The sequence below is a fragment of the Paenochrobactrum gallinarii genome, from assembly GCF_014205685.1.
Classification (GTDB): Bacteria; Pseudomonadota; Alphaproteobacteria; order Rhizobiales; family Rhizobiaceae; genus Paenochrobactrum; species Paenochrobactrum gallinarii.
The window spans coordinates 563,227-575,842 of the sequence record NZ_JACIIU010000001.1; the positions used below are offsets into that span (position 1 = coordinate 563,227).

The following is a 12,616-nucleotide window of genomic DNA, read 5'->3' on the forward strand; positions in this document are numbered from 1 at the left end:
CCAATCAAAAGCCCCGCTGATTTTTTCAGCGGGGCTTTTTCATTTCAAGCGGAGGTATTGAGCCGCATCGCCAGCCAATAGCCGACAGCCGCAGCCAGCACACAGAAAATCACTGAGATTACAATATTCAAGGCAGCGCGCCCCAGCGCCCCTGCCCGCAGCATTTCAAAAACCTGCAAACTGAACGTGGAAAATGTGGTGAACCCACCACAAACACCCACCATAAATGCAAGCCGCCACACTTCCGGCAGATGATAGCGCCCTTGCAACATGGTCAGCGTGCCCAAAAAAGCAATCGCAAACGAACCGGCAATATTGATGCTGATTGTGCCCCAAGGCATTGAGCGGCTCAGCGGCAACATCCAGATACCAATCCAATAACGCGCCACAGAGCCGAGCGCCCCGCCTAATGCAACAGCCAATGTTTCTCTCATGGTCGCAATATCTCAAAAATTATTGTTAAACTAAAGCCTGATTTGGTTTTTATATGATGCATCATTACTATTTATATCTGTGTAACGATCAAGACGAATATACGTGCATTCACTTAAGGACATGAAGCTTGCGAAAGATACTCAACCCTAACAATCTCTCCGGCAGTATTCTTTCGGCCATCCGTAAGCGCTCGTTCTATGAACCGTTAGAGCCGCGCAATGCACCCACAGACACGGTGATTGCCTCTTATAATGTTCATAAATGTGTTGGCACCGATAAGCAATTTGCACCTGAGCGCATTGCCGATGTGATTGGTGAAATCAATGCCGATGTGATTGCTTTGCAGGAGGCAGACAAACGCTTTGGTGAGCGTACCGGCTTGCTGGACCTCAGCCGGCTTTATCAAAACTCCGGTCTTGTACCGGTGCCGATTACCTCTTTTTCTGAAGGCGGTCACGGCTGGCACGGCAATCTTTTGCTTTTCCGCGAAGGTTTAGTGCGTGAAGTGCGCCAGCTTTCACTGCCCGGTGTTGAGCCGCGCGGCGCTTTGATGGTTGATCTGGAGCTTGCCAACGGGCCTTTGCGTATTATTGCTGCTCATCTGGGGCTTTTGAAAAAATCCCGCGCGCAACAGGCCGAAACGATTTTAAGCACCATGGCCAATTCCGAGTTTCTGCCGACCCTGATGATCGGCGATCTCAATGAATGGCGGGTGGGAAAGACATCTTCACTCAATGCCCTTAATCCGGTTTTCAACCCGAATGCAGGCGTGGTGCCGAGCTTCCCTTCACGTTTTCCGGTACTGGCACTCGACCGGATTATGGGTGCGCCTCATAATCTGATTACCAATATCGAAGTGCATGACAGCCCGCTCGCCCGTATTGCCTCTGATCACCTGCCGATCAAGGCGCATATTGATCTGCAAGCCACGATGGAGCGCCTGAGCCTGATTAAAGATAAGGTGAACCCAACCAAATAATCCGGTCTGTCAAGCGACGCAGAAATGGCTGATTTCGCAAGTCGCCCAAGAGGACAGGCACGCTGTTTTTTTTGATTACACGGATACGTTCTTCCAACTGTCCGGCAAATTCAAAATCCAGAACTTCCATGTCGATTTCAAAGTTCAGCCGCAGCGAGCGCGGGTCAATATTGGATGAACCGACATAAGACCAAACGCCATCAATGGTCATCAGTTTGGAGTGATTGAAAGCACCGGTGGCACGCCAGATTTTACATCCATCCTTCAACAACTGGTCAAATTGTGCGCGCATAGCGCGATCAACCAATTTCAGATTATTCACACCTGGCACAATAATATCCACACTGACACCACGCCGAGCAGCCGTTACCAGCGCACTGATCAATTCCCGATCGGGCAACAAATAAGGCGACATAATCAAAATATGATCCTGTGCCACCGAAAAAGCCCCCATCATCATACGATGATTGGTTTCAAGGTTTTTATCAGGGCCAGTTGCCACCACACGCACCAGTGTTTCTTCGCCAGCTGGTTTTTGCGGCGGTGCAATCTTCCATTTTTCTCCTTGCAGCAATTCATCTGAGGCAAAACGCCAATCTTCCGAAGCAATATGGAAAATGTCGGCAACAGCCGGGCCTTCCACGCGAAAATGCGTATCATGCGCAGCATTATCACCGGAATATTCACTCATAAAACCAGCGCGGATATTCATCCCGCCGGTAAAAGCAACAGCACCATCGACCACCAATATTTTTCTGTGCGTGCGCAAATTGGCATAAGGCAGTTTCAAGCCAATAATAATATTACCGTTAAAAACTTCTGCCGGAACATTATGCTCTTTCAACAGGCTGACAATGCTTGGCATCGAATAACGTGCACCAACGGCATCCACCAGCACGCGCACTTCAACCCCGCGCTTTACCGCAGCAGCAAGGCTTGCAACAAAGCGAATACCGATCGGGTCACGGTCAAAAATATAGGTCTCAAGCAACACACTATGCTTAGCCTCATCAATGGCAGCAAGCATGGCAGAATATGCTGCATCACCGCTTTCCAGCATGGTAATATCATTACTGCTGGTAAAATCATATTTACTGACTGCGTCACCTAAAATTTTCATGGCGGCAAACGGCTTGCCGAAATTTTCCCGCACAATCTCATTGGTCGTGTCGAAATGGGTCAGGTGATAAAGCGCAATATGAGCACCGCGGTCGCGCTGTAAAGACAAACTAGTACGTCTGATGCGATTAACACCGGCAACAGCATAAACCACCGCACCAATAATAGGTGAAAGCAAGATCACGCCAACCCAGCCAATGGCGGTGCGCACCTCCTGCTTAGTCATTGTTGCATGAATAGCGGCCCCTGCACCAAGAACGATTGAAACCGCGGCAAGAATATGAGGCCAATATTCATGGAACAAAGTAATCATAGTCACGAGAACAATCCTGTCAAACAGTTGTTATTACATATAAATAGAGTTACTGTAAAAGTTACATGCCTGCAATTTATTAAACGCATGCATTCATATCTGCTCTCAACGTCTATAAAATGCCTTTTCACATTCATAGGAGCTGCGCATTATGGCATCAAGCGATACAAGTATGCACCAACCTGAAATTTCAAGAAAATGGGGCTGGTTTGTGGCCCTCGGCATTGCCCTGCTCATTTTGGGCGGAATTGCGTTCGGCAATCTTTTTCTTGCAACAGTCGTGTCGGTTTATTACGTCGGCATGTTGATGCTCATTGCAGGTATTGTCGAAATTATCCATGCTTTCAATGTAAAGACATGGAAAAGCTTCTTCTTCTGGTTTTTGAGTGGCTTGCTTTATGCAGGCGCCGGTATTGTCACCTTCAGCAATCCTGTCCTTGCGGCCGGTATTCTTACCGTGCTTCTTGCAGCCGCGCTGATTGGTTCCGGTCTTTTCCGTATCTGGATGGGCTTTCAGACAAAGCCTGCCCGCGGCTGGGGCTGGCTCGTTTTTGCCGGTATCATCACCGCACTGACAGGTGTGCTGATTGCAGCGCAATGGCCGGTCAACAGCCTGTTCATTTTGGGCCTGTTCCTTGCCATTGACCTGATTTTCCAGGGCTGGGCATTTATTGCTTTTGGCCTCGGCATCAAAAGCCTTAAATAATACATAAAATATTACTGCCGCCCTGAAACACTTTTAACAAAGCGCTTTCAGGGCGGCTTTTTTATGCCTCGACGAATAAAGCCACAACTGATAAAGCAGAGCTCAAATTTATCTTCATCCGAGCCATCAGCCGTTTTCTGTGTTCGCCATATTTCGATTTTACTTTATGGCAAAACGCCTTATTGCACGCTGATCCTTATATGCGGGATTGCCCGCCTTAGTTTAACGAGCCTTTTATGCCTATTGCTGATCATCCTGCTTCAAAGCGCCGTACTTTCGCAATCATTGCGCACCCGGACGCCGGTAAAACCACGCTGACAGAAAAACTGTTGCTTTTCGGTGGCGCTATTCAGCTTGCCGGTGAAGTAAAGGCGAAGAAGGATCGTATTCAGACCCGTTCCGACTGGATGAATATCGAGCGCGACCGCGGCATTTCCGTAGTTACTTCGGTAATGACCTTTGAATATAAAGATTGCATTTTTAATCTTCTCGACACCCCTGGTCACGAAGACTTTGCCGATGACACCTATCGCACCCTGACCGCCGTTGACAGTGCTGTCATGGTGATTGACGCAGCGCGCGGTATTGAGCCACGCACACTCAAACTCTTTGAAGTGTGCCGCATGCGCAATATTCCGATTGTCACCTTCATCAATAAGATGGACCGTGAAGCGCGTGATCCGCTGGAAATTCTCGACGAAATCGAAGAAAAACTGGCACTCGATACAGCACCGATTACATGGCCGATCGGCTCCGGCAAAAGCTTTGCCGGAACTTTTGACCTGCACAACAACACCATCCGCCGTGAAGATACACAGGAGCAGCCATTGCAAGTGGATGGCCCTGAAGATGCACGCGCTGCCGGCCTGTTGCCGGAAAACCAGCGTGCAGAATGGATTGAAAGCGTTGAAATGGCGCGCGGCGTCTGCCGTGAGTTTGACCTGCAATCCTTCCGCGAAGGGCATATGACACCGGTATATTTTGGCTCGGCGCTGAAAAAATTTGGCGTGCGTGATCTGATCGAAGCTTTCTGTGACTACGGGCCATCTCCGCGTGACCAGCAGGCTGACACCCGCATGGTCAGCTCCACAGAAGAAAAAATGACCGGCTTTGTCTTCAAGATTCAGGCCAATATGGACCCGAACCACCGCGACCGTATTGCTTTCTTACGCGTTTGCTCCGGCACTTTGTCGCGTGGCATGAAGGCAAAACTGATCCGTACCGGCAAGCCGATGAGTTTGTCTGCGCCACAGTTTTTCTTTGCCCGCTCCCGCCAGATTGCCGATGAGGCTTTTGCCGGTGATGTTGTCGGTATTCCCAACCATGGAACGCTACGCATCGGTGATACGCTGACCGAAGGCGAAGAATTGTTGTTCCGTGGTGTGCCAAACTTTGCGCCGGAAATCCTGCGCCGTGTACGTCTCGACGATGCGATGAAAGCGAAAAAACTGCGTGAAGCCTTACAGCAAATGGCTGAAGAAGGTGTTGTGCAGCTTTTCACTCCTGATGACGGCTCGCCGGCGATTGTTGGTGTGGTTGGTGCGCTGCAAATCGACGTACTGACGGAACGCTTGAAAATTGAATATTCATTGCCTGTTGGCTTTGAAATGTCACGCTTCTCCATCTGTCGTTGGATTACTGCTGATGATCCGGCAGAAGTGGATCGCTTTATTGCAGCACACCGCGCAGATATTGCTCATGATCTGGATAATGATCCGGTCTATATGGCGCAAAATACGTTCTCGCTCAATTATGAAGCCGAGCGCTGGAAAGCCATACGTTTTGAAGAAGTAAAAGACTATCAGGTGCGTTCCAACGCCTGATAGCGCACCTATTTAAAGCACATGAAAAAAGCGCGGCTACCCATGAGGCAACCGCGCTTTTTTTTAAATCTAACTCTTGGTAATAGTCACTTGCCTTTTAAGGCTTCGACAATTTTCTGCGCCAGTTTTTCAGCAACATCTTGCTTGCTCATCTGCGGCCATTCTTCAATGCCGTCACGGGTCACAATGCGCGGCAGATTATGATCACCGCCCATGACGCTGATGCCGTTTTCTTCCGTCACATCATTGGCGACAATCCAGTCCGCACCTTTTTTATCAAGCTTTTTAAGGGCGTTCTCGAGCAAATCCTGCGTTTCCGCCGCAAAGCCAACCACCAATTGAGGACGCCTCGGATGATGACCAATGCTTGCTAAAATGTCAGGATTCTCCGTCATTTTTAATGTCGGGGCGGTTTCGCCTGCCTGTTTTTTAATCTTTTGATGCGCTTCATTTTCTGTGCGCCAATCGGCAACAGCTGCGACCATCACTGCGGCATCAGCTGGCAGCAAGCTTTCCACAGCCGCCTGCATTTCTCGTGCAGTTTCCACATGGACAACTTGAACACCCGCAGGATCAGCAATGGTAACCGGCCCTGAAACAAGCTGCACTTCAGCACCAAGACGCGCCAATTCACGCGCAATCGCATGCCCTTGCTTGCCGGATGAACGGTTTGCAATATAGCGTACCGGATCAATCGGCTCATGGGTTGGCCCAGAGGTCATAATGATTTTTTTGCCCTTGAGCGGCAGATCACGCGGCGCAAACAGTTCTTCAATCGCCTCCACAATCGCCAATGGCTCGCTCATACGACCAAGACCGGCCTCGCCGCCTTCCGCCATTTCACCGCGTTCGGGGCCGATGAAATGCACACCATCCTGGACTAAAAACGTGCGGTTGCGTTGACTTGCCGGATTATCCCACATGGCAGGATTCATAGCAGGTGCAACAAGCACCGGAATTTTGCGTGCCAGCAACACAGCACTTGCCAGATCATCAGCCAAGCCATGCGCCATTTTAGCCATCAAATCAGCGGTGGCTGGTGCAACTACAATCAGATCAGCATCACGTGCCAAGCGGATATGGCCAACATCCTGCTCGTCTTCTCGCGAAAAAAGATCCGTATAAACGTGATCGGCGGAAACAGCGCCAATGGTGAGTGGGGTGACAAATTCCTGCGCCGCGCGCGTCATCAATGGGCGTACATGCGCACCACGCTCACGCAAACGACGGATCAAATCCGGCGTTTTATAAGCCGCGATACCACCACTGATAATCAGCAAAATGCGCTTGCCTTGCAAAGAGGCGGCGATTGGGGAAGTCGTCTTCGTCACACCAGACTTACTCATTAAAGCACACCCCTTTGCATCGAAGCTTTGATATTTTAATCAATGAAAAGTTTAACCGCGATGGCCACAAAGGCAATGGCGATCACCACCAGCGCCCGTCTGCCCCAGCGATTATGGTAAGCTTCCGCGCGGCCGATTGCTTCGGCAGTCGCTGCATCAAAGCGCAAACCATTCGACACCATATCGTCAAGCGCAATGCTGGCGCGTTCTGATCGCTGGATCAATTCAGGCGCTTCACGCATAAAATGTAGCAATGCCTGACCGGTTTCCTTGGCATCGCCCAAAATGCCTTGAGGGCCTAAATTCTTACGAATCCAGCCGCCAACAACCGGCTCAGCCGATTTCCACATGTTGAAATGCGGATCAAGCGTACGCGATACACCCTCAACCACCACCATGGTTTTTTGCAGCATCAGCAATTCAGGCCGCGTTTCCATGTCGAATAATTCGGTCACCTCAAACAGCAGCGTCAGCAATTTTGCCATCGAAATCGTTTCGGCTGGCTGGCCATGAATAGGCTCGCCGATAGCGCGAATGGCTTGCGCAAAACTGGCCATATCATGCGTATGCGGTACATAGCCGGCTTCAAAATGCACAGCCGCGACACGCATATAATCGCGGGTGATAAAACCATAAAGGATTTCAGCCAGAAACCGGCGCTGCTTTTTATTCAACCGTCCGGTAATGCCAAAATCGACCGCAACAATCGTTCCCTTCGGGTCAACAAACAAATTGCCCGGATGCATGTCAGCGTGGAAAAAACCATCACGCAATGTATGACGCAAGAAAGACTGGATCAGCACTTCCGCCAGTTTTTTAAGATCAAAACCGGACGCACGCAGCGCATCGACATCCGACACTTTAATGCCGTCAATCCACTCCAGCGTTAAGACGTCACGGCCTGTGCGTTCCCAATCGACTGTTGGCACACGAAAGCCCGCATCATCTTTGATGTTTTCAGCAATTTCGGAAAGGGCAGCGGCTTCAAGGCGCAAATCCATCTCAATGCGGGTGGTCTGCGCCAAGGTTTCGGCAATCTCAACCGGACGCAAACGTCGTGTTGCAGGCACATAATGTTCCTGCATCCGTGCCACCATAAAGAAACTGGCTAAATCCCGCGCAAAACGCTGGCGCACACCAGGGCGGATAACTTTAACCGCTACCTTCTGAGACTGACCGTTTTTGGAAATATATGCCGGATGCACCTGCGCCATAGAAGCCGCAGCAATCGGCGCATCAAAACGCTCATAAAGATTGCTGACCGAACGCCCCAGCGAATTTTCAATGGCTTTTTCTGCTTCGCTTTGCGGGAAAAAATCGAGCTTATCCTGCAAGAGCTCCAGATCAGCCGCGATATCGCGCCCGACAATATCAGGGCGTGTGGCCAAAAACTGGCCAAGCTTGACATAAGACGGCCCAAGCTTGTTCATCGCGCGCGAAATACGCTCCGAACGCTCCATATTTCGTGCACGCGGGCGCGCTAAAGCTTTGGCAAGCTTGTGCCCGAATTTCGGCAAACCTTGCAGATCATCAACAGGCAACGCACCGATCACACCCTCACGGGTTAAAATCCAGCCTGCACGCATCAGCCGCAAAGCGGCAGAAATATTCTTCATATCCGCCTACTATTTTACAATTTCCAACCGGAATGAAGGGCAGCAATACCTCCGGTGAAATTGCGCCAGCTGACGCGCTCAAAACCAGCCTGCTCAATCATCGTGCCGAAATCTTTTTGTGCCGGAAATTTACGAATTGATTCGACCAGATAGCTGTAAGAATCCGCGTCCCCTGTGATCATCTGACCAATTTTAGGAATCGCATGAAATGACCACTGGTCATAAACCTTATCCAAAATCGGCATTTCCACTTCGGAAAATTCAAGACACATGAAACGGCCGCCCGGCTTGAGGACGCGATATGCTTCTGAAAGTGCTTTATCAATATGCGGGACGTTACGAATGCCGAAAGCAATCGTATAAGCATCAAAAGAATTATCCTCAAACGGCAATTCTTCTGCATTGGCTTCAACAAAATCTACATTGTCGATCAGGCCTTTTTTAATGGCGCGTTCACGCCCGACACCCAGCATCGAGCCGTTAATATCAAGCACAGTGACATGGGCTTGTTTGCGTGAAGCTTCGACAATGCGGAAAGCAATATCGCCAGTGCCGCCAGCCACATCCAGCGAGCGCCAGCCGGCACGTTTTGACGGTGCAAGCCACGCAATCATCGCATCTTTCCAGACACGATGCATACCGGCCGACATCAGATCGTTCATCACATCGTAGCGCTTGGCAACTTTATGGAAAACATCATTAACGAGTGCCTGTTTCGAGTCTTCGTCAACCTGACGAAACCCGAAGGAACTTTCCATGCCGCCTGTTGCGCCTACCCGATCCATATTGCCGTCATGCTGGCTCATAGCTTGTCCTGTCTGCTCAATTCACGGGAAACACCATAGTGCATTCTACCGCTGTCCTGAAGTGACATTTGTCCGCTTTCGCGTCAAAGCCGTACTTATCATACGCATATAAAGCTTGCACAGGATGTTACAAGCGTAGAAACTGCTCATAAATCTGTGAGTGTGCTTTTTAAAATGTTTTCACATAGCATATAGGGCGATAATGTCCTATTCATTAAGCATCAGATTATAGAAACAGCGGAACGATCATGGGCGTTACAGTTATCAGCCACCCGCTTGTCCAGCACAAGCTTACCATCATGCGCAAGCGTGAAACCTCCACAGCAAGCTTTCGCCGCCTGCTGAAAGAAACATCATTGTTGCTTTGCTATGAAGTGACCCGTGATCTTGAAATGACCACGATGCCAATCGAAACGCCGTTGGCACCGATGGAAGCGCCTATTCTGGAAGGCAAGAAACTTGTTTTCGCTTCCATCCTGCGCGCCGGCAACGGTCTGCTTGAAGGTATGCTTGATCTGGTGCCTGCTGCACGCGTGGCCCATATCGGTCTTTACCGCGATCACGAAACCCTTCAGCCGGTTGAATATTATTTCAAAGCCCCGGAAGATATCGTCAATCGTCTGATCATCGTGGTGGACCCGATGCTGGCAACCGCCAATTCAGCGATTATGGCCATCGACAAACTGAAAGAACGCGGCGCAACCAATATCCGCTTCCTCTGCCTGATTGCAGCACCGGAAGGTATTGAGCGTTTCACTCAAGCACATCCGGATGTACAGGTTTTCACCGCATCCATTGATGAACGCCTTGATGAACAAGGTTACATCGTTCCAGGCGTCGGTGACGCAGGTGACCGTATGTACGGTACCAAGTAAACGATATTGTTTATCTCAATCAAAATCACCGGCTCATCAGGCCGGTGATTCTTTTATGACCACTCACTCAAAAGAACTGCAAACCGATGTCTCATGAAACACGCCTGACCGAACTTGAAATCCGGATCACCGAACAGGATAAAATCATCGAGGATCTTTCCGGTGAGATTGCAGAACAATGGAAAGTCATTGACCATCTGCGCACCAAGCTCAATGCGCTGACCACACGCTTTCTGGAACTCGAAGAGCAAACCCAGCCGGATATTCCGGTCACCAGACCACCCCATTGGTGAAACGGGGCAATCACCTGACTTCTTTTCAGTTTAAATAAAACAAGACACGCCGGTGCCGCGCAAACCGCAATAACCGCCCGGATTTTTCGCCAGATATTGCTGATGATAATCTTCAGCATAGTAAAAGACCGGCGCATCGAGAATTTCAGTTGTAATCTGTCCCAGACCCTTAGCTGTCAAAGCATGCTGATATTCATCCCGTGTCTTTTCTGCCAGCGCCTTATCTTCTTCAGAAAAAGTATAAATACCTGAACGATAAGTCGTGCCAATATCATTTCCCTGCCGCATGCCTTGCGTCGGATCATGTTCTTCCCAGAACATTTTCAGCAATGTATCAAGGCTGACAATTGCCGGATCATAAACCACCATCACCACTTCATTATGGCCGGTCAGCCCTGTGCAGGTTTCTTCGTAAGTTGGATTAGGCGTCAAACCACCTGTATATCCGGCAGCGGTGACATAAACACCCGGAACCTGCCAGAACAGTCGCTCAACGCCCCAGAAGCACCCCATACCGAACATGATCTTTTTCATGTTTTTCGGCCAGCCACCATGTAATGAGTGCCCTGACACATAATGCGTATCGGCCGTTGCAATCGGCTCCGCACGTCCCTTGAGAGCTGTCTCCGCAGTCGGAAATTCTGTTTTCAGTCGGTAGCGATCAAACAATGTCATTGGTTACTCCTGACAGGCTGGCTGGTTGTCACCTTATATAAGACACCTGCCCCTTTGTTGTAAGCAGCACAAAACCAATTCAAGCTTTTTTGAAAATATAAGACAGTAAATAGAAAAACAGCGCCAACACCATCAAAACGGCAACAGCAGGCAGATTGAACAAATATTCAATAACCCCACCCGCAAAGCGATCGGCTTGCACACTTTCTTCCAGCCCGTTTTGAAGGCCAAAATCCAGCATCATATCTGACAAGGAAGTGAGCGTGACGACCGAACCGCCGATGGAGCGCGCGGCATCAATAATCACAGCGGCAACGCCACCGATTAAAAAAAGCAAAGCGCACAATAGCAATAGCCGATTTAAGATAAATCCAATCACCTTCATCCGGCACGCTCGTTTAAAAAGTTCATTACAGGCACTCGATCATTAAAGTCATTGGCGATGAATGATTATCCCTCACCCGCATAAAATTTTCAAAGATAGCTTATCCACATACTGATAAAGGCCTGAAAACCCATTAAAAACAACATATTTGGCGTTTTTTCGCTATGTTTTCTGCCATTTCGAGACTTCTGAAAATATTCTTTCACATTCCTGAAATTAACGGTTGATTACTGTCGTATTCTAGCTATATTCCGCGCCGAACCAGTGATTTGACAGTTAACCAATGTCAAGTGAATTACAGGTTTTGATTCTTCATGAACTTGATGTCATGAACGGAATATTCTGCGGAGAGGTGGCCGAGTGGTTGAAGGCGCACGCCTGGAAAGTGTGTAGGCGGGGAACCGTCTCGCGGGTTCGAATCCCGCTCTCTCCGCCATTTTATTTTTTAAGCCATTGTTTATATTGCCATTTTTGACTGTGGTAAATTTTTGATCCCACAATAAATCCCACATTTCGTTCTGTCATAAACCAAATTCTAAAAGCACTTGCTGGACTACAAAGATGTAGCGGGCAATTTCGCGTGGCAGCGTCGGCAAGATCGAGTGGCAACAGATTTAAACTGACAACCAGTCATTTTTAAAGTCATATTGAAGGGCCATTAAGACCCTTCCAAAATTATCAATCACTGCTGTGATTTTCTTGCAAAGCATTTCCAGTATTCGGACCAATATCGCTAATAGCCTGCGTTGACGTTGTCGGGATGGGTGATGCAAAAAAGGCGAAGGCACAAAATAGAGCAATGATCACCGCACCTATGCCGTAGAATAAATCTATTTTGCCGTTTGATCTCAACTCCCTCTTCCCGGTGTTCGCGGCAAAACCACAGCTGGCCGTAACGCCCATGGAAACCAAAGCTACCCCACTTTAAGGTGATACTGATAATTTATCTTTTCCATATTGTTTCATTTAATGATTGATGCACTAAAACCAAATTTAATGGGGTGGGGCTTTTAAAAGCACACGTACAATATTTAATTTTTTCAAGAATTAATTATCTGATAGAGTGGACTGTCGGGTATTGCTTTTTCAATTTTTAATGCAGAGTTATAAAGATGAACGCCAAGCGATCGCGGTGTTGTAAGATCGGAAACTGTAGTTGCCCCCGAAAGATCGGTCATTTTTACTGGTTAATTTGCTCCGCGATAAACTCACGGGGTGAACGATATCCTAAAGCTTTATGTGGGT

13 protein-coding genes and 1 tRNA gene are annotated in these 12,616 nt (G+C 48.9%); 6 read left to right on the plus strand and 8 right to left on the minus strand.

Features of this window, described 5'->3' with window-relative positions; all coding sequences use genetic code 11:
• Positions 1-44: 44 nt before the first annotated feature.
• Positions 45-434 carry a fluoride efflux transporter CrcB gene (gene crcB, locus FHS77_RS02650; RefSeq protein WP_184219542.1) on the minus strand — a complete coding sequence of 130 codons (390 nt, stop codon included), beginning with the start codon at positions 432-434 and terminating at the stop codon, positions 45-47.
• A gap of 128 nt (positions 435-562) precedes the next feature.
• Here crcB and FHS77_RS02655 point away from each other — a divergent pair, with 128 nt between their 5' ends.
• Positions 563-1,414: an endonuclease/exonuclease/phosphatase family protein gene (locus FHS77_RS02655; RefSeq protein ID WP_184219545.1), complete on the plus strand. Its 852-nt coding sequence runs from the start codon at positions 563-565 to the stop codon at positions 1,412-1,414.
• On the opposite strand, the gene FHS77_RS02660 is transcribed toward FHS77_RS02655, so the two are convergent.
• Positions 1,386-2,846, minus strand: coding sequence for a phospholipase D-like domain-containing protein (locus FHS77_RS02660; protein ID WP_184219679.1), 1,461 nt, complete (start codon positions 2,844-2,846; stop codon positions 1,386-1,388). The two genes, FHS77_RS02655 and FHS77_RS02660, sit on opposite strands and share 29 nt — an antisense overlap.
• Positions 2,847-2,997: 151 nt before the next feature.
• Here FHS77_RS02660 and FHS77_RS02665 point away from each other — a divergent pair, with 151 nt between their 5' ends.
• Complete coding sequence (locus FHS77_RS02665; protein WP_184219548.1) at positions 2,998-3,552, plus strand: HdeD family acid-resistance protein; 555 nt, start codon at positions 2,998-3,000, stop codon at positions 3,550-3,552.
• A 236-nt stretch (positions 3,553-3,788) separates the two neighbouring features.
• A complete protein-coding gene (locus FHS77_RS02670; RefSeq protein WP_184219551.1) occupies positions 3,789-5,375 on the plus strand; it encodes a peptide chain release factor 3 in 1,587 nt (528 codons plus the stop codon).
• 86 nt (positions 5,376-5,461) lie between these two features.
• On the opposite strand, the gene coaBC is transcribed toward FHS77_RS02670, so the two are convergent.
• The 3 genes from coaBC to ubiE are packed head-to-tail and all read right to left on the minus strand — an operon-like array spanning position 5,462 to position 9,143.
• On the minus strand, positions 5,462-6,721 hold the full coding sequence (coaBC, locus tag FHS77_RS02675) for a bifunctional phosphopantothenoylcysteine decarboxylase/phosphopantothenate--cysteine ligase CoaBC (protein ID WP_184219554.1): 1,260 nt from the start codon (positions 6,719-6,721) through the stop codon (positions 5,462-5,464).
• A gap of 35 nt (positions 6,722-6,756) precedes the next feature.
• Entirely contained in the window at positions 6,757-8,337 is a 1,581-nt protein-coding gene (gene ubiB, locus FHS77_RS02680) for a 2-polyprenylphenol 6-hydroxylase (protein WP_184219557.1), read from the minus strand.
• A gap of 14 nt (positions 8,338-8,351) precedes the next feature.
• Entirely contained in the window at positions 8,352-9,143 is a 792-nt protein-coding gene (ubiE, locus tag FHS77_RS02685) for a bifunctional demethylmenaquinone methyltransferase/2-methoxy-6-polyprenyl-1,4-benzoquinol methylase UbiE (protein WP_184219560.1), read from the minus strand.
• 248 nt (positions 9,144-9,391) lie between these two features.
• Here ubiE and upp point away from each other — a divergent pair, with 248 nt between their 5' ends.
• A complete protein-coding gene (gene upp / locus FHS77_RS02690; protein WP_184219563.1) occupies positions 9,392-10,018 on the plus strand; it encodes a uracil phosphoribosyltransferase in 627 nt (208 codons plus the stop codon).
• A gap of 86 nt (positions 10,019-10,104) precedes the next feature.
• Positions 10,105-10,311 carry a SlyX family protein gene (locus FHS77_RS02695; protein ID WP_184219566.1) on the plus strand — a complete coding sequence of 69 codons (207 nt, stop codon included), beginning with the start codon at positions 10,105-10,107 and terminating at the stop codon, positions 10,309-10,311.
• 30 nt (positions 10,312-10,341) lie between these two features.
• On the opposite strand, the gene msrA is transcribed toward FHS77_RS02695, so the two are convergent.
• On the minus strand, positions 10,342-10,986 hold the full coding sequence (gene msrA, locus FHS77_RS02700; protein WP_184219569.1) for a peptide-methionine (S)-S-oxide reductase MsrA: 645 nt from the start codon (positions 10,984-10,986) through the stop codon (positions 10,342-10,344).
• 79 nt (positions 10,987-11,065) lie between these two features.
• Entirely contained in the window at positions 11,066-11,293 is a 228-nt protein-coding gene (locus FHS77_RS02705; RefSeq protein WP_184219572.1) for a hypothetical protein, read from the minus strand.
• 424 nt (positions 11,294-11,717) lie between these two features.
• On the opposite strand from FHS77_RS02705, the gene FHS77_RS02710 reads away from it, so the two are divergent.
• Positions 11,718-11,807: transfer RNA gene (locus FHS77_RS02710), tRNA-Ser, on the plus strand.
• Between the two features lie 242 nt (positions 11,808-12,049).
• On the opposite strand, the gene FHS77_RS02715 is transcribed toward FHS77_RS02710, so the two are convergent.
• Positions 12,050-12,274 carry a hypothetical protein gene (locus FHS77_RS02715; protein WP_184219575.1) on the minus strand — a complete coding sequence of 75 codons (225 nt, stop codon included), beginning with the start codon at positions 12,272-12,274 and terminating at the stop codon, positions 12,050-12,052.
• Between the last annotated feature and the right edge of the window lie 342 nt (positions 12,275-12,616).